Genomic DNA, 17,476 nt, shown 5'->3' on the forward strand with positions numbered 1-17,476 from the left:
TTATTTACAGGTCAGGGAGACGACCTGATAACCACCGGGTTGATCGGCTTGAATAGCAGGTAACTCTGGTACCGTCAGGCTGCAGGAGGCGTCGGCATCGTCGCCCCATTTCATCTGCAGACGGTCGCCGCTCTGAACGCCGGACACGTAGGCTTCGCCGCGGGTACCGACCACGCCGACATGTTCGCCGTTCTGGCCGAAGATATTGGCGCCAATCACCGGCACGCTGCCGTCCGCCAGTTTGGCGTGGATAAGCAGGCTCTGGCCGAGATGCGTTTCAAAGGTCACGCGGCCGATGGCGCGCTCGGTCGGCACGATATCTTTCGCCGCCAGCGGAATTTCAAGGCCGTTGCCAATATCCGAAGTACGCAGCGCGACGCGGTTGTGGCGATACGGCATCGCAGAAGTGAGCACCGCGTAGCCGAAGCGGTCAATCGCTACCCCTGGCTGGTTTTCCAGACGCACACCCTGCGCCCCTTTCGCTTTCACCACCACGAAGGTGTTCTGCAGCGGCTGTGACAGAGTGACGCCGCCGGAGTGCGCGACCACGCCGCCGGAGACGTTCAGCGAAGTCTGCTGATAGTTGTTGTTGTAGCTGTAGCCCAGATCGACGTTACCCATGCTGCCCAGATAACCCAGGTTGACCAGGCTGGTATCGCCGCCGTGCTGGGTGTGGCCACTCTGCACGAAGTAATTCATACGGTTGTCATCAAGCAGCGTGCCGCTCATCCCGGCGCTATAGCCGCTACCGCTCTGTTTGCTGTTGGTGGCGTTAAAGTTAACCGTGCTTTCGTGGTCCGGGCCAAAGATGTTGATTGGCACCGAGACGTTGAGGTTAACGCTGTTGTCGCTATAGCCGTAGTTACTGCGGCTGTTCTGGTAAAACACGCCGACGCTGACGCGATTCCAGGTGGTGTTGAAACCGGTCTGGATGGTGCGGTCGTATGCGGAGGTGTTCCAGTAGTTCTGACGAATAAAGGTCGCGTACAGCGAAGCGCCGGCGATGTGCTGGTTGACCGTCATCTCGACGCGCTGGCGTTTGTTGTTGTACTGTTGCGAGTCGTAGTAACGACGGCGCTGGTTTTGCGTCGCCCAATCCGGCGCGCCGGTTTTATCGTCGCTCTGATCGTAATACTGGGTGTGGTAGAAACCGTTCTGCCAGTTGTTACGTTCAGCTACCGCGTCGGAGAAGTCATAGAAGCCCGACGTCGAATAACGGTAGCCGGCGATCTGCACGTCGGTACCGAGGGTGTTGAGCGATTTGGAATAGAGGAAGCGCACGCTGGCGCCGCGTTTGTTCTCGCCGGAAGCCAGATCGGTATCAGACCATGAGGCGTCAACGGAGGCCGCCCCGTATTCGCCCATGTTTTTACCCAGCCCGACCACGCCGGAGCGATAGTGCTCGGCCATGATAATCCCGCCGTATGGCGTATAGTCGGAGCCGGCGCCGTGGGCCACGGTGCCCTGGATAAATTGCGGCTGATAATTATTGGTGCCGTCGTGGTATTTACCCGCGGTCACCTGATACTCCCAGATCCCGTCGCGCAGCATATTCGGCACGGAGGAGTAAGGCAGGGTGAAGCTATGGCGTGAGCCATCCGCCTCGATAACCGTCACGGCTAAGTCGCCGCTGAGGGTGCTTGGCGAAATATCGGTCAGCGCGAACGGTCCCGGCGGCACCACGGTGCTGTAGACGGTATAGCCGTTCTGGCGCACTTCGACGCGGGCGTTGGTATTGGCGACGCCGCGTACGACCGGCGCGTAGCCGCGACGGCTGTCCGGCAGCATTTCCGGGACGCTGGAAATCTGCGCGCCGCGGAACTGGAAGCTATCGAACACGTTATTATTGGTGTTGCTCTGGCCAATCTGAATACGGCTGCGCCACGAGGCGATGTCGGTTTCCGCCCAGGTGGAAATCGGGTTCCACTGCTCTTTTTGCCCGGTCTGTTTTGACAGGGAAGAGTTGTTGCGAAAACGCCACGCGCCGACGTTAAGGCCGTTATTGAGGGTCAGGAAGTAGTAGTCGCTGTCCTGTTTGCTGCTGCCGCTGGAGAAACGGGAGTGGCTGCCGCTGAAAGCGTAGTTAACGAAACCGGCGTTGATGCCGTCGTCATAGACCAGCGGCGAAATCTCGCCCTGTGGTCGCGCTTCGAGTTCGGTTTGCGGTACGGAAATGTTCAGCTCCTGCAGCGCGGCGTTCCAGCTCACGCTACTGCCTGGAATATTTTTTACCAGATCGTAGCAGGCGCTGCTACCGGCGGTGTCCGGTACCAGAACGCCGTATGAACGGTAGCTGTCGGCATCTAAACAGAAATAACCCGGGGTGTTAGGCGTATCTTTTTTAAATTCGATTTCCCGGTGATCGACGCGATTTTTATTCAGGTAAATATCGAAGGAATATTTACCCGGTAAAATATCGTCGCCGGTAGAGAGGTTTTGCACCAGCGAGGCGTTATTCGCCCCGCGGATGAAAGAGGTATTGAATTGCTCTTCGGCATTGACAAATGGTGTCGCCAGTAATGACATTGTCGAGGCGTAAACAGCAAAGCGAACGTGCTGCGCCAGACATCCAGGGATCGTCCTTATTTTATTATGGCTAGCCATTGTATTGCTCTCTTACTGAATGCGGATATCTTTAATTTCCGTATGTCCGCCAAAATCATTGATAAAAGTGAATGACATCTGATCCGCTGCCGCCGCGCCGGCTGGCAATTTGATGTTCAGAGAGTCCATGGGTTTAACCATGTCAGCATTCACTTTCCAGGTCTTCGCGCCGCTCTTCAGCGTCAGTACGCCGAAAGTCACGTGTAGCGGACCTTTGTTAGTCACGACCAGATCGTTACCTTGCTTACGCCAGGTCAGGGCCTGCGCTTCCTTTTGCAAGGTGGTTTTCAGCGTGGTAGGGCGGTAGAACAGCTTCACGCGGGTACGGATCGCAATCTGCAGTACGTTTTCTTGTTTCGCCGAAGGCGGAATTTCCTGCACGTTAATCCAGTACACGGTTTCGCGGTCGGTCGGTAATCCGCTGCCGGAATAAACAAAGCGCAAAATAGCGTCTTTATTGCCCGCCAGTTTTAAAATCGGCGGAATAGCCTGCATCGGTAAATTGGTTGGCGTTGCGGTGGCGTCACCGGTATCAAGCCAGGTCTGAACCATCCATGTTTCATCGGTATCATTGTGAATGGATAACGCCGCAGATTTTTCCCCGCCGTTATAAATAACCCGAGTCTGATCGACCTGAATACCCGCAAAAGTATCCAGCGAGACAAATAACAATAAAGCGGTTAATAACTTTTTCATTTCACGTTCCAAATAATGGTACCGGCCATCCATGGCCAAAAACATTTATCCGTAATTATTTGTACTCGATGGTAAAGGTGGCGTTTGCGTTAGCAGAGCCAGCTTCCACGGTTTTCAGGAAAGATTTGTAGCGAGCTTTCAGATTGAATACCGCAGTGCCGCTGTTGTCGTCAGACGCTGCAACGTTAACCCACGGGGAGTTGTCGTCTGCGCTCTGGTTGATCGGGACGATTTTTTCGTCGTTGGTCAGGATTTCGATACCTACGCCTTTCGCGTTATCAACGGACAGCAGGTTCGGGTTACCAGCAACGGTCGCACCGTCGAAGCGCAGGGAGTAATCACCGGCTTCACATTTTTCCAGGTTGATGGTGAACGCTTTAGAAGCGGTAACATCGCCAACAGCGTTGAACGCGGTAGTCGGGTATTTACCGATGAAAACGTCTTTGTTCTGGTCGGTAGAAGTCACAGTACAGGTTGACTGGATGATTTCACCGGTGAAGTTGACCTTGCCGTTAACTGCGTAAGCACTGGTGGCGGACGCGGACAGGATCAGTGCTACAACAGGCAGTAATTTCTTATTCATTTTAACTCCATGTACTTAAGGGGATAACCATAGTGGTAATCAAACACGGCAAGCGAATACCGTGCAGATGGGTATCCAGATAACCTATGTTGGCGTGTTGATCGCGATGAAATATACAGCAACAGTTTTCGCGTTTTGATTGCTTCGGTGACTTAATTACAGAAAATTAATAGACATAAACGATGCACTTGATCGGACTTATCTGATATTGGCAACCATAATAATTTTATGGTCAGCGGGTGGCTGGAGAGGATGTCATGGGGACGGGTAATTAATTAAAATGTTGTTTTTAAAGTTTTTTATTGTTTTTGTTTATCAGGGGGAAAACGTTTCTGCGCAGGCAAGGGCAAATTAAAAACGCTGCATAATCCAGCGCTATGCATAATGTGTAAGCGTTATTTCCAAATGTTTCCTATTTCCTTCGGGAGCTCTTCTGATGGCGCATTACTCCGCCGAATTAACCCCCTTTTAAGGCCTCCGCCAGCCAGCGGGAAAAATGCAACATTGCCGGCGTTTCCGGACGCGATTGCAAACGTGTCAGCCAGTAGTTGCCGAGATCGATATGAATCTTAAACGGCTGCACAATGCGTTTTTCTTCCAGCAGATGGCTGAACATTTTTACCGGGGCAATAGCCACGCCTAAGCCTGCCTGCGCCGCTTCCAGCATGGTCACGGATGAGTCGAAGACAATAACCCGATGGGTTGGCGAAGGCGGCAATTCTCCCGCTGCCTGCATCCACGCCGACCATTCGTCTCGGCGATAAGAACGCAGCAGCGTGAACTGCAAAATATCCTTCGGTGTATTTAGCCGGGCAGCTAACGACGGGGCGCACAGAGCGGAGAGTGGGGCGGCGCACAGATACTGCGCGGCGGTATCATGCCAGGCGCCGCCGCCAAAGCGAATCACATAATCCAGCCCCTCGGCGGCGGGGTCGACGCGATTATTATGGGTGGATATCTGCAAATCGATATGCGGACACTCGCGCCAGAAGGCTGGCAGCAGCGGGAACAGCACACCCGTGGCGAAAGTGCCGACTACGCCGATCTTGAGCTTCTCCTGCGCCTGGTGACCGGTGAAACGGTCTAGCATCCCGGCAATCCTTTCAAACGACTCATTGAGTACCGGTAACAGGCCTTCTCCTTCGGTGGTGAGCTTGAGGCCGCGCGACACGCGAACGAACAGCTGACAGTTAAGATGTTCCTCCAGCGTCTTCACATGCTGGCTGATGGCGGAGTGGGTGACGTTGAGCTCAATCGCCGCGCGGGTAAAACTGAGATGCCGGGCGGCCGCTTCAAAGGCCCGTAGTGAATTGAGAGGAAGATAGCTGCGTGTCATAACATTATCCGTTAGAAAAATTAAAGCCTGCTGCTAAATTTAACAGTTTGTCAGCGCAGTGCAAAACACCGACACTGAGCGCGTCTGAAGGGCCCGGACGAGAGTGGATATTGAGCGAGAACCGATAATGGAAAAATACTTCATGATGAAAACATCCCTTACAGGCGTACTGCTGCTGGGCGCCTCATTTTCGACTTTTGCCGCGCCGCAAACGGCGGAGCAGCTTCGCGAACTGGTCAATCAGACCATCACGCCGTTAATGAAAGAACAGGCGATACCGGGCATGGCGGTGGCGGTGATCTATCACGGCAAACCCTATTATTTCACCTGGGGCCAGGCCGATGTTGCCGGGCAGCGTCCGGTGACGCGACAGACGTTGTTTGAGCTGGGCTCTGTTAGTAAGACTTTCACCGGCGTGCTGGGCGGCGATGCGGTGGCGCGCGGTGAAATTAAGCTCAGCGATCCGGCGCAGAAGTACTGGCCGCAGCTCACCGGCCAGCAGTGGCAGGGGATCTCGCTGCTGCATCTCGCCACCTATACCGCAGGCGGTCTGCCGCTGCAGGTGCCGGACGAGGTGACGGATGAAGCGGCATTACTGCGTTACTATCAGAACTGGCAACCGCAGTGGGCGCCGGGTAGTAAACGGCTGTACGCCAATGCCAGCATTGGCCTGTTCGGCGCGCTGGCGGTGAAACCTTCCGGCATGAGCTTTGAACAGGCGATGAGCCAGCGGGTATTGCAGCCGTTAAAACTGAGCCACACCTGGATTAACGTACCGCCCGCCCAGAGCAAGGACTACGCCTGGGGTTATCGTGACGGTAAAGCGGTACATGTTTCGCCGGGGCAGCTGGACGCTGAGGCTTACGGCGTGAAGTCGAGCATTGAGGATATGGCGCACTGGGTGCTGGCGAATATGAACCGCGAGACGGTGCAGGATAAAAACCTGCGGCAGGGGATCCAGCTGGCGCAGTCGCGCTACTGGCGGGCTGGGGAGATGTATCAGGGGCTCGGCTGGGAGATGCTGAACTGGCCGGTGTCGCCCGAGGTGCTGATTAACGGCAGTGATAATAAGGTAGCGCTTGCCGCGACGCCGGTAACGGCGGTCAATCCGCCCGCGCCGCCGGTGAAAGCCTCCTGGGTACATAAAACCGGCTCCACCGGCGGTTTCGGCAGCTACGTGGCTTTTATCCCGCAACAGGATCTCGGTATCGTGATGCTGGCGAATAAAAGCTACCCCATCCCGGAGCGGGTGAAGGCGGCGTATCATATTCTTGAGGCGCTGCAGTAAGGACGTTTGCGCTGCGTTTACCTGGGCTACGGGTTGGCACTAACCGGTAGCCCGGATAAGGCGCAGCGCGCCGCTATCCGGGACAGGGCCACTTTATTTTCAAACAACTAACGATACAGCCATCTCCCAGCCTGTGCTGACGCAATGAGCATCGCGAGTGTTAACGGCTCCGGTTTGTGCGGAGAAATGCGTTTGGATTTCGGTAATAGGAAATTAGGGAGGAAACCCTGTTCGGGAGGCCAATAATTAAAAAAATCAAATGTATCTTGCTTCACATTAAACTGACGGAAATAGGATTTCATGATGTCATCGCCACTTTCTCTGGCCCAGGGATAATCGCCCGTATTGAGTGATAAATCCGCATTCACCTGCTGCTTTTTGCCCGTAAGTGTCGGCTTGTTCCATTGTGTTTCATACCATGCCAGAACGGCTGCCGCGATATTGTCTTGAACTACCATAATTTATCGTCACCTCTGGCAATGGCGTTGTATCTAGTGGTTGCTTTTATTGATACATAAATTACATCCCCTGTCAGGTAAATAATCCCGAGGATGGGTATCCAGCGTCCAACGAATGCTCCCAGATTGGTGACATAGCTCCATCTAAGATTACGGATGGATTGGTTGGTTAACGTCGGGAGCCTGACTTTTAAATCATTGTGGAAAACCTTCCGTAACTCATGGCTCAAAATGCTCGTCCCTTTAGTCGCTCCGCCAGGTTTTGTCCGGGTATTTTTTATAGGTTGACCAAGCATGATTAACGCAATGGTCATGATGTTATCTACTCCAAAATGAATGGCTGCAGTATCGAGAAAAACCCAAAAAAGAAGTTCATGGGACGAGAGGTTTGACTTGCTATTGTAATAATATGTTCCATTAACTTGTTCTGTTGTGTCCATTTTTATATCCCAGTAATGCTATTTTTACGCAATGTAGCTGCCTGCTTTATTGGAAACAATAACTGTTGATATAAACGTTTTCTGAAAAATAGCTCTTATTAAATGTTCTGTTAAATCATTTAATCAATTAATAAAAATGTCTTTTCTCATCTATTTTTATTTGTTCAGCTAATATTCCCTGGTGAAGTTAGTGCATGATGATTTAAAGCGAACTGTTACTTGCGAATGGACGCAATCTGCTGAAAACTATCAGCGAGATGGTGAACCACAGGGAACGGTAATGGCTGGACGTATTGACTATCAGATTGAAAAATTTCAGTTCATCGAGCGCAATGAATCTCCGCGTATTACCCGCCAGTGGGCGGAAGTCATTGCTGAATGTCAGCAGGAAAAGGCAAACAGTGAAACGCGTTTGCGTACTGCGTTGCTGAATGTCGACTACGCCACCAGCTTCGAACTGCCGTTTCGTTTATTGCTTATCCGCGCCCCGCAGCTGGTGGATCGCTTACGTCATGCACTGGCGCTGAATCAAAAGAACGTGGTGATTAATGGTAAGAAACGCGGCTGCGTTTACAGCCTGAAAGCCGATCTCAGCGCTGTACCAGAGGAGTTTCGTTATCGCTTTGTGAGCCGGATTATTCGCAGCGGGCCGGATGCGGTTTCCGCCGCGCCCTATCAACAGCTGGCAAAAGAGATAAAGGCGCCGCGCGAGCGGTTACGTCTGGCGCTGGAAAGCGGCTTGCAGGTCAATGCGCTGGATGGGCTGTTCTGGTTTGGCATCCAGCGTATCGCCGCGGATATTTCGGCGCTGCGTTCTGCGGGAATGGCGATTACGACTGCGGAAGTGGAGGTGGCGGATAGTCTGACCAGAACCACACGAATGATAGCGGTGTATCAGGTGGGGTGAGTTTTTGACAGTAACCGGGATAAAGTGTTTCATAAAAGTTAGGTGGAAACCATATCCCGATATTGATGATACATATTTATCGACGTAACCCGAATCCATTCTATAAATTAATGGTGTTTGTATTGGTTAAAGTGGTAGGGAGAATGTTAATGTTTTTCTGGGAAATAAATTTGATGTTGGTTTGCTTTGTTGGTATTTAATAGAGAGAGTCGATTGAAATCAATAGTGCAGTTGTTCGGGGGGATTTATACTTCAAGTAAGATTACAACCGTCAGGATGTCACCTGTGTATTATGAGAACATGTAATAAATGTCTTAGATATATTCCAGTGTTGCGTGAAAATGATGGGGAAAAGAAATCGGAAATAAAACAACCACATGTGTGGTGAGGAAGCATTATGGATATCATGCTGTTTAACAGGGGCTGGAATAGAACCTGGTCAGATACAATGGTGAATTTGGAAGCCCGGAAACTTATAGAAACAGCAAACAGGCTGTCAGCATTCCATCTGCATGATGGCCTGACACGGATAAAGTTCGTTGAAGAGATAAAACAGGTCGTAGAAAAAGAATTTGCAGCAGCACGGCGGGCCAAAACAGACGAGGAATGTGTCGCATGCATCAAAAATCTGCGCGCTGAAACAAATAACCTGGAAGAACAAGGACGCCTGTTAAGAACCAGAGTCGCGCAGCTTTATGCAAAGATCGAGTTCGTTAGGGAAAATAATAAAATCGTCGGATATGTGATTTCAGCCATTCAAGTTGTGGTTTCTGGAATGGCTATTGCTGGCGGTGTTTTGATGGTTTCGACAATGACGCCTATAGGTATGCTGGCTGGAGCTATCCTTGTAATGGATGGAATCAATGGTCTCTCAAAAGAAATCATTCCTGGTATTTATGGCAAGGAATTTAAGACACAAGGGTTTGTAGCTGATGGTGCTATGGAAATGGCTCACTTTATGGGGTTCAAGCCGGAAACAGGACTAGCGCTTTATAACACACTTACATTAGGTGCGAGTGTTTATAGCATCTTCGGATTAGCAAGCAAACCTGAAGCGTGGAGGCTTTTTAGATGGATGCCTCGTGATTTCTATCGGCAGGTTGATACGATGAGTCGACCAAAAATAACAATGAAAATAGTAGGCTATGGACTCAAGGCTAAAGTTATTTTTGACTTGTTTTCCACAGAAGCGCCATACCATTAAACTCTATTTTTTCTCAAGAACCGCCAGGATTTGTAAGACAGGACTGGCGGCTGTATAAATAGAACAATGCCGATAGCGATCAGAATTGATATTCCACCACCAACCACGGTTTCTTTTGCAGAAAACACTACTAAAATGATAAAAACCATCAGGCAAGATGATGTTATCCATAAAATAACCCTGAATCGATTTGCCAGATCCTGGATCGCTTCCCCTAACGTTCCGCCGTAGCTTTCAATGTTGTTCTTTATCTTCTGCAAATCTGATGGTGTAAACCCAGAATGTAATAAAGCCTCATCAGTCACTTTCATATCCTATCATCCTTTATCTCGCAGAAAGTTGTTTCTCACTAGCTGATTGTGCAAACAATCATACTGATGGAATTTACTGTAAGCCAGCCAAAACTTTGCGGCAGACACTATCTAACGCTTGGGTTGATAAGAACTCCGATGGAGGTAGGAAGATTTCTGTCATGATGTGTTGTCCTTATTGTGGCCACTCTCCTCAGGGATATACTCAGTATGTCGGAACATCTCTAAAAGTGAATGGGCCGTTTTACCGGGATGCTTACACTATGACTGCCATCCTAACCCCCCCCCTGATGGTGCGGGGCGGATATTTTTCGGGCAGAACATCAGAAGAGGGGGTGCTTGTTTACATTTTTCTCGTGGGGGGACAGGTGGGTTTCAGGATGTGGCGTGAGCCACACGCCGAAACCTACACTTCATCAAGATTTCAGCTATCACAGGAGCGCAACTATATACACTCCTGAAGTGAATCAAAATAAAACCCACATTACTTTAGTGGTAACACTTTTGTGATGCGAGAGTCGATCTCTACCGCAATTCTGTTTTGAAGAAAAACTAAGCAGACATTGCCATTTTCGCCTATTTGCCTATCAAACGATTCTAGTCATCAAAAGGTGCGATATAGACTAAATTAAACATGTCCCCATTAGATGTCCTAACAGTCAGTTTTTCCCAATCAACAATCGCATGGTCTGGAAGGTTGGGAGTAATCCATGCGCTTTGATATGTTCGATTGCCTTTTAATGTAAAATTACCTTTAGCGGTTAATTCTTGAGCAGGTCCTGCAAGAGGATTCAACTCATACCACCATACCCCTCCATCATTTCTTAAATTTCCATATAGTGGGTTTCCATCAGCATCTTGAATTTGATAAAAATCCTTTAAATCACTCATGTTTCTAACCTACCTCTATTTTTTATTGTCGACGGCAGTAATACCACTGGTCCATTATGATAGATTCTTTACTTAAGCTCAGTTGAGGTGGATGTAACGAGATGTTCCCAAGGTAAATCCTCATTGGCAGGCATCCCGGACAGTGTTCTTGCGTATAACTCAGCCTCGACATAGCTCCCGAAATTTTGGCTGGCGAGACATTCTGAGGCATACGACATAACTACGCTCCACCCTGCATCTCTTTCATAAATAGAGATAATCTTTCCGTCACTTTTCTTCATCTCTTGCATTACTCGTCCCATGACTCCCCCAGTAGAATGCTTTTTGATTAGTATATGGAATGTACCATTCATATTATCAATCAAATTCTTTCGAAAGCCAGATTTTAGACAATAGCAGCCATTTAGCGCCGCGATGGGACACCATAAAAGCGCTGTAGGCGCATCATTGGGGGAGGCAGGAACACCAATTGAGACAATCAGTAAGATGCTGAACCATAGCAGCCCAGCAGTCACTATAACGTACCTTGATATTACTCAGGACGAGGTGAACCAGATCTACCACGAGCTGAACATTTAAGGAGAGCGGGAAATGAAGAAGCTTTTAATATGTGCGCTGGCACTTCTGCCGGTGGCGGCTCATGCAGGTAAAATCACAATGAGCAACCCCGACGAACAAGAGTTAAAGGGCGGGAAGCGGCTTTGCACCTATGAGAACAGCATTTACCTGTTTACCTATGTTACTAAAGGAGAGTGTAAATATACGAAAACGTTCAACACCGAGGACAACGAAAAGTAGTTAACTTCAAGCACACCTCTTTCTCAAAGTTACCAGTAACTTGCACCTAATTATTTATAACAACGTCGAAGAAATCAGCACTCGATCAAATTTTGATTTTTTTTTCTGGTTTATTGACATCTTCTCCAGCCCTTATACGGCGTGGACTTAGCGATTATTACGCCTCCGCAACCTCAAATTAACGTCAAAATCAACCCTTGTGCTAAGAAGAATCCTTAATAGAATATTGCTTATGTAGTATCCAGGCATAATCAAGTTACTACATGTAGTGCCCGTGTCTGAATTTTAGACATAAAAAAGCCGGATTCACTTGTGCGAATCCGGCCTATGAAGCATGACCACCATGAGTTTGCAGACTCATAACGATTGTTAGCCTCGACATCATTTTTGACGACTTGATTGTGCCAGGCTTGGTTGGTTGTGTAAACCATAAGTTTTTACGCAAAAGGAATTACCATGCTTATTCAGAAAAAGCGAATTAGAAACATCAACAACTACATCACTGTTTTTGATGGCAGAGATGTATTTATCGCTCATGCACTGCCAAGCCAACAAAAGGGGCAATCAATTGGGTTCACTGCTAACCAATCTCTTGGAGAGGAAGTTCTTCCTCAAATCGTTGGTGCAATAACTCGCTTCAACGCCAACGGGAAATCAGTGCCAGACAAAACGTTGCCTAAAGAAACCGCTTATCGGCAGGTATCATGGACCTGGAAAAAATGGGTTGGTAGAGGCGAGACTGAAGAGGTCACTGAGACTCGAGAAATGGAGTATCAACGTTACCAAAGGATTTTCACTCCACCACCAAGTATCGAGTTGAAAATTGTTGAGAACTTGAATGGTCAAAAGCTAGTGATTTCACCTAAGTTGACTTTGACAGAAGAAAACAAAGACCTTGTAACACATTGCGTTAACTTGTTTTTAGAGTTATTTGGTCTTTGCGAAGTTGTTGACGAAGATCTCAACACTATCGTTACTACTCAATCTATAAAACTAAACTGGAGTCTCCTCCCTCAAGGACAATATCCTTGGACCACCATTGGTTCGCAAATTATGTCAGCTATCAAACCGAGAGGAAAAGGAAATGCTGCTGTTGTAGAGGGTAGACTTGAACTCATTAACAGTAAGCAACCTGATTTTGTCGCTGTCGGAAGAGCTGGCTTCCAGGGATATGTAATTTTTGGGTTCCCCAATCACAATACCTACGTATTGGAAAGCTCGCAATGTAACAATGCAACCTATATTTTTAACAACGATTGGCAACAATTATCCCAGCTAACTAAAGCTGAGATATTAGATGGAAATTTGCACCGCGCCAGAGTAATTCATCGAAGAAACTGGGCTGCTGAAATCCTCAGATACTTACCTTAACAGCCATGAGTGCGGGAGCTATGTTTCCCGCATTTTTCCTAATGATATACATTTAACTTCAGACAATAGAAGCCATAAAGCCCCGTTAGTGGTACAAACAACAAGCGGAGCGTAGCGACTTCATCAGGCCAACCTAGTTGGTTTCGCTTTGCGAAAGTCACCAGTGACCAAATCAGATTGTCAGAGGGTTCACACCTTATCAGGGTGCTCGTGTACCTTTCGGAGCGTGAGCGAAGCGCTTGCAGAGCCGGATCTGTAGCTTCCGGGGCATTACCACTATTCACCTGTTTACGCAGCCACAAGGCCGCACATCGGGCTTAAATGCGTGTGAACATCTGTTTCGGGAGGATTTAGAGACGTTGGCAGCGTCATCAGCTTCGAGTTGATAGCGGTTCATGTGGACTGTTATCCGGTTCGATAATAAGCAGGTTACAACCCTGCGATAAAGATTATCGAATGAACCAATGGTTCACCGAGCATCGGCCCCGTTCACGCTTTGTACCTGTTCGAGCTTTACAACTACAGGCCGCTACGTGCTAACATCCCTGAGTAGCCACTGTTAACCATAGCGGCAACTGTTGGTCATAGAATCCCTTAAAAGAAGATCGTAACTTGAGAGGGAAATACTCTTTAATTTATTGTTTTTAATGGATTTTGTTGTGTGAGTGCCGATAATAGGAGTCGAACCTACGACCTTCGCATTACGAATGCGCTGCTCTACCAACTGAGCTATATCGGCCCTGAAAGGACGCGTTCACCAGCGTGAAGCACGGGGTAGAAGGTTAAAACTAAGTGGGTGATGCGTCAATGCCCTTTCGAATCAAACGGCTACTTTTGCATCACCCGCTTAGCGTTAAGCACGAATGGTATCGTCGCCGAAACCAATCCACTTATAGGTAGTCAGCGCTTCCAGGCCCATCGGCCCGCGGGCGTGCAGCTTCTGGGTGCTGACCGCCACCTCCGCGCCGAGGCCGAACTGGCCACCGTCGGTGAATCGGGTAGAAGCGTTAACGTATACCGCCGACGAATCCACTTCATTAATAAAGCGATTCGCATGGCGCAGGGTACGCGTCAGAATGGCATCGGAATGCTGGGTGCCGTGCGCGCGAATATGGGCAATCGCCTCATCGAGGTCGGCGACAACTTTCACGTTCAGATCCAGCGACAAATACTCGTCGTCGTACTGCTCCGCTTTCACCGGCTCCACCTTCGCCGGACCATTCTGCAGGAGGGGCAGGGCGGCCGGGTCGGCGTGCAGCGTCACGCCGCTCTCCGCCATCTGTTTGCTCAGCGCAGGCAGGAAGGTATCGGCGATATTACGGTGTACCAGCAGCGTCTCGGCGGTATTGCAGGTGCTCGGGCGTTGGGTCTTGGCGTTAACGATGATCTTCAACGCCGGTGCGATCTCTGCCGAATCGTCGACGAAAATATGACACACGCCGATACCGCCGGTGATCACCGGGATCGTGGATTGTTCGCGGCACAGCTTATGCAGGCCTGCGCCGCCGCGCGGGATCAGCATATCGATGTATTTATCCATCTTCAGCATTTCGCCGACCAGCGCGCGATCCGGGCTCTCGATTGCCTGCACCGCGGCAGCCGGCAGGCCGCACTCCTGCAGCGCCTGCTGAATCACTTTCACCGTCGCGGCGTTGGTGCGCCAGGTCTCTTTACCGCCGCGCAGAATAGCCGCGTTGCCGGTCTTCAGGCACAGAGAGGCGACATCGACGGTCACGTTCGGCCGCGCTTCATAAATCACGCCGATCACTCCCAGCGGTACGCGGCGACGTTCGATACGCAGGCCGCTATCCAGCAGACCACCGTCAATCACCTGGCCGACCGGATCCGCCAGGCTACACACCTGACGCACGTCATCGGCGATGCCGCGCAGGCGCGCCGGCGTCAGCGCCAGGCGATCGAGCATCGCGTCGCTCAGGCCATTGGCGCGGGCGTCGCTGAGATCTTCGGCGTTGGCGCGCAGGATCTCTTCGGTCTGCGCTTCCAGATAATCAGCAATCTTGTTGAGAACCTGATTTTTCTCGCGGCTGGAAAGCAGCGCGAGTTGGTAAGAGGCCGCTTTGGCCGCAATGCCCATTTTTTCCAGCATTTTCAGCTCCTTAACGGGTAATCATATCGTCGCGATGGACGGCCACCGGGCCGTATTCATAGCCGAGGATGGCATCGATTTGCTGCGAGTGCTGCCCGGCGATCAGGCGCAGGGCGTCGCTGTTATAGCGGCTTACGCCGTGAGCGATATCGCGGCCTTCGCTACTGCGGATTCGGATAACTTCGCCGCGGGAGAAATTCCCGCTGACGGTTTTGATGCCTTTTGGCAGCAATGAGCTTCCTCTTTCCAGAATAGCCTGGGTCGCCCCGGCATCGACGGTGATTTCACCGGCCGGCGGCGCGCCGAAGATCCAGCGTTTGCGGTTCTCCAGCGGTGATTCCTGAGCGTGGAAACAGGTGCCCACCGGCAGGCCTTCCATCGCGTGGCCGATAACGTCCGGGCGGTTGCCGGCGGCGATAATGGTATCGATGCCTGCGCGACAGGCGACGTCCGCAGCCTGCAGTTTGGTGCCCATGCCGCCGGTGCCGAGGCCGGAAACGCTATCGCCTGCGATGGCGCGCAGCGCGTCATCGATGCCGTAGACATCTTTAATAAGCTCGGCCTGCGGATTGCTGCGTGGGTCGGCGGTAAAGAGTCCCGGCTGATCGGTTAACAGCAGCAGTTTATCGGCGCCGGCGAGAATGGCCGCCAGGGCGGAAAGATTATCGTTGTCGCCGACTTTGATTTCAGCGGTGGCGACGGCGTCATTCTCATTAATGACCGGCACAATATTGTTATCCAGCAGCGCGCGCAGGGTATCGCGGGCGTTGAGGAACCGCTCGCGATCTTCCATATCGGCACGGGTCAGCAGCATCTGGCCGACATGAATGCCGTAAATAGAGAAAAGCTGCTCCCACAGTTGGATAAGACGGCTTTGGCCGACTGCCGCCAACAGCTGTTTTGAGGCAATGGTGGCGGGCAGTTCAGGGTAGCCGAGGTGTTCACGTCCGGCGGCGATGGCCCCGGAAGTCACAATCACAATGCGGTGCCCCATGGCATGCAGCTGCGCGCACTGGCGCACTAACTCAACGATATGGGCGCGGTTCAGGCGTCGGGATCCGCCCGTTAAAACACTGGTGCCCAGTTTTACCACCAGCGTCTGGCTATCACTCATGATTTTCTGCCGTTCAAAAGGAATATCGAGATCGAGCTGATGTTGTAACAGGAGTCAGGCCGCTTGCCAACTGCTGGCGTATTGGTCAAGCCATTTTATTGCGCGGATCGGGCATTCTGCGCAGGCAAGGTGACATATTTATGACGGAAATATTTAAACATTCTTTTTTATAAAAAGTTCCATTTCGTCATAAATATTTAACACTACAGCGTTAAAAAACCTCCAGTTTTTGACGGGGCCTTCGCCCGGAATTGATAAGCGCGTGTAAATAAATCACCAGGACCACATAATGAAAAAGCGTTCACTGGCATTAATGATGATGGGTTTTGTTGCTTCTTCGGCTTCACAGGCAGCGGAAGTATACAATAAAGACGGCAATAAACTGGACGTGTACGGCAAAGTGAAAGCCATGCACTACTTCAGCGATTATGACAGCAAGGATGGCGACCAGACCTACGTTCGCTTCGGTATCAAAGGCGAAACGCAGATCAACGATCAACTGACCGGTTATGGCCGCTGGGAATCCGAATTCTCCGGCAATAAAACCGAAAGCGATTCTTCGCAGAAAACCCGTCTGGCGTTTGCCGGCGTGAAGTTAAAAGAGTTTGGATCATTTGACTATGGTCGTAACCTCGGCGCGCTGTACGACGTTGAAGCCTGGACCGATATGTTCCCGGAGTTCGGCGGCGACTCCTCCGCGCAGACCGATAACTTCATGACCAAACGCGCCAGCGGCCTGGCGACCTACCGCAACACTGATTTCTTCGGCCTGGTGGATGGTCTGAATATGACCCTGCAATATCAGGGCAAAAACGAAGGCCGTGAAGCGAAAAAACAGAATGGCGACGGCTTCGGCACCTCTTTAAGCTATGATTTCGGCGGCAGTGATTTCGCCGTCAGCGCGGCTTATACCAGTTCTGACCGTACCAACGATCAGAACCTGCTGGCGCGCGGCCAGGGCTCCAAAGCGGAAGCCTGGGCTACCGGCCTGAAGTACGACGCCAACAATATCTACCTGGCGACAATGTACTCTGAGACCCGCAAAATGACCCCGATCAGCGGTGGTTTTGCTAATAAAGCGCAGAACTTTGAAGCGGTCGCCCAGTATCAGTTCGATTTCGGTCTGCGTCCGTCTCTGGGCTATGTACTGTCGAAAGGCAAAGATATTGAAGGTGTCGGCAGCGAAGATCTGGTCAATTATATTGACGTCGGCCTGACCTACTACTTCAACAAAAACATGAACGCCTTTGTGGATTACAAAATTAACCAGCTGAAGAGCGATAATAAGCTCGGTATTAACGATGACGACATCGTCGCGCTGGGGATGACCTATCAGTTCTGATAAAACTGAGCGTAATAAAAATAAAA

17 protein-coding genes and 1 tRNA gene are annotated in these 17,476 nt (G+C 50.6%); 6 read left to right on the forward strand and 12 right to left on the reverse strand.

The features are described 5' to 3' along the window. The 4 genes from ABLV07_RS00310 to ampR form a co-directional block, all read right to left on the reverse strand. Positions 1-2,526 (reverse strand): fimbria/pilus outer membrane usher protein, encoded by a 2,526-nt coding sequence (locus ABLV07_RS00310; RefSeq protein WP_047063970.1) that lies wholly within the window; start codon positions 2,524-2,526, stop codon positions 1-3. Positions 2,527-2,616: 90 nt separating this feature from the next. Next, positions 2,617-3,300 carry a molecular chaperone gene (locus ABLV07_RS00315; protein ID WP_026612391.1) on the reverse strand — a complete coding sequence of 228 codons (684 nt, stop codon included), beginning with the start codon at positions 3,298-3,300 and terminating at the stop codon, positions 2,617-2,619. 55 nt (positions 3,301-3,355) lie between these two features. After that, on the reverse strand, positions 3,356-3,883 hold the full coding sequence (locus ABLV07_RS00320) for a fimbrial protein (RefSeq protein ID WP_015368070.1): 528 nt from the start codon (positions 3,881-3,883) through the stop codon (positions 3,356-3,358). A 457-nt stretch (positions 3,884-4,340) separates the two neighbouring features. Next, positions 4,341-5,219 (reverse strand): LysR family transcriptional regulator AmpR, encoded by an 879-nt coding sequence (ampR, locus tag ABLV07_RS00325; protein WP_015704503.1) that lies wholly within the window; start codon positions 5,217-5,219, stop codon positions 4,341-4,343. 142 nt (positions 5,220-5,361) lie between these two features. On the opposite strand from ampR, the gene ampC reads away from it, so the two are divergent. Next, positions 5,362-6,507 carry a CMY2-MIR-ACT-EC family cephalosporin-hydrolyzing class C beta-lactamase gene (gene ampC / locus ABLV07_RS00330; RefSeq protein ID WP_213759333.1) on the forward strand — a complete coding sequence of 382 codons (1,146 nt, stop codon included), beginning with the start codon at positions 5,362-5,364 and terminating at the stop codon, positions 6,505-6,507. 107 nt (positions 6,508-6,614) lie between these two features. Here the strand turns inward: ampC and ABLV07_RS00335 are convergent, their stop codons facing one another. Both ABLV07_RS00335 and ABLV07_RS00340 read right to left on the reverse strand, forming a co-directional pair. Then, complete coding sequence (locus tag ABLV07_RS00335; protein ID WP_320480708.1) at positions 6,615-6,965, reverse strand: DUF1493 family protein; 351 nt, start codon at positions 6,963-6,965, stop codon at positions 6,615-6,617. Continuing rightward, complete coding sequence (locus tag ABLV07_RS00340; protein WP_045366685.1) at positions 6,959-7,405, reverse strand: STM2901 family protein; 447 nt, start codon at positions 7,403-7,405, stop codon at positions 6,959-6,961. Before ABLV07_RS00340 ends, ABLV07_RS00335 begins: the two co-directional genes overlap by 7 nt. A 280-nt stretch (positions 7,406-7,685) precedes the next feature. Between ABLV07_RS00340 and ABLV07_RS00345 the strand changes: the two genes are divergently transcribed. Together ABLV07_RS00345 and ABLV07_RS00350 are read left to right on the forward strand one after the other, a co-directional pair. Then, the gene (locus tag ABLV07_RS00345; protein WP_045366683.1) at positions 7,686-8,312 is read left to right on the forward strand and encodes a helix-turn-helix domain-containing protein; all 627 of its coding nucleotides are present in this window, start codon (positions 7,686-7,688) and stop codon (positions 8,310-8,312) included. Positions 8,313-8,709: 397 nt separating this feature from the next. Continuing rightward, positions 8,710-9,516 carry a DUF4225 domain-containing protein gene (locus ABLV07_RS00350; protein WP_045366681.1) on the forward strand — a complete coding sequence of 269 codons (807 nt, stop codon included), beginning with the start codon at positions 8,710-8,712 and terminating at the stop codon, positions 9,514-9,516. Here the strand turns inward: ABLV07_RS00350 and ABLV07_RS00355 are convergent. The 3 genes from ABLV07_RS00355 to ABLV07_RS00365 form a co-directional block, all read right to left on the reverse strand. Continuing rightward, on the reverse strand, positions 9,513-9,827 hold the full coding sequence (locus ABLV07_RS00355; RefSeq protein ID WP_045366680.1) for a hypothetical protein: 315 nt from the start codon (positions 9,825-9,827) through the stop codon (positions 9,513-9,515). The two genes, ABLV07_RS00350 and ABLV07_RS00355, sit on opposite strands and share 4 nt — an antisense overlap. A 597-nt stretch (positions 9,828-10,424) precedes the next feature. After that, on the reverse strand, positions 10,425-10,718 hold the full coding sequence (locus ABLV07_RS00360) for a hypothetical protein (protein WP_126027543.1): 294 nt from the start codon (positions 10,716-10,718) through the stop codon (positions 10,425-10,427). Positions 10,719-10,786: 68 nt separating this feature from the next. Beyond that, positions 10,787-11,233 (reverse strand): hypothetical protein, encoded by a 447-nt coding sequence (locus ABLV07_RS00365; protein ID WP_225987862.1) that lies wholly within the window; start codon positions 11,231-11,233, stop codon positions 10,787-10,789. 76 nt (positions 11,234-11,309) lie between these two features. Between ABLV07_RS00365 and ABLV07_RS00370 the strand changes: the two genes are divergently transcribed. Both ABLV07_RS00370 and ABLV07_RS00375 read left to right on the forward strand, forming a co-directional pair. Further along, entirely contained in the window at positions 11,310-11,516 is a 207-nt protein-coding gene (locus ABLV07_RS00370; protein WP_045366676.1) for a hypothetical protein, read from the forward strand. Between the two features lie 456 nt (positions 11,517-11,972). Next, entirely contained in the window at positions 11,973-12,887 is a 915-nt protein-coding gene (locus tag ABLV07_RS00375; protein ID WP_045366674.1) for a hypothetical protein, read from the forward strand. Positions 12,888-13,553: 666 nt separating this feature from the next. On the opposite strand, the gene ABLV07_RS00380 is transcribed toward ABLV07_RS00375, so the two are convergent. From ABLV07_RS00380 to proB, 3 genes are all read right to left on the reverse strand, one after another. Then, a tRNA-Thr gene (locus tag ABLV07_RS00380) sits at positions 13,554-13,626 on the reverse strand. Positions 13,627-13,740: 114 nt separating this feature from the next. After that, the gene (gene proA, locus ABLV07_RS00385; RefSeq protein WP_348853260.1) at positions 13,741-14,994 is read right to left on the reverse strand and encodes a glutamate-5-semialdehyde dehydrogenase; all 1,254 of its coding nucleotides are present in this window, start codon (positions 14,992-14,994) and stop codon (positions 13,741-13,743) included. A gap of 10 nt (positions 14,995-15,004) precedes the next feature. Next, positions 15,005-16,108 (reverse strand): glutamate 5-kinase, encoded by a 1,104-nt coding sequence (gene proB / locus ABLV07_RS00390; RefSeq protein ID WP_015368077.1) that lies wholly within the window; start codon positions 16,106-16,108, stop codon positions 15,005-15,007. A 289-nt stretch (positions 16,109-16,397) separates the two neighbouring features. Between proB and phoE the strand changes: the two genes are divergently transcribed. Next, positions 16,398-17,450 carry a phosphoporin PhoE gene (gene phoE / locus ABLV07_RS00395; RefSeq protein WP_015368078.1) on the forward strand — a complete coding sequence of 351 codons (1,053 nt, stop codon included), beginning with the start codon at positions 16,398-16,400 and terminating at the stop codon, positions 17,448-17,450. Positions 17,451-17,476: the final 26 nt, after the last annotated feature.

Source organism: Klebsiella sp. CN_Kp097, assembly GCF_040064495.1.
Taxonomy (GTDB): domain Bacteria; phylum Pseudomonadota; class Gammaproteobacteria; order Enterobacterales; family Enterobacteriaceae; genus Klebsiella; species Klebsiella aerogenes.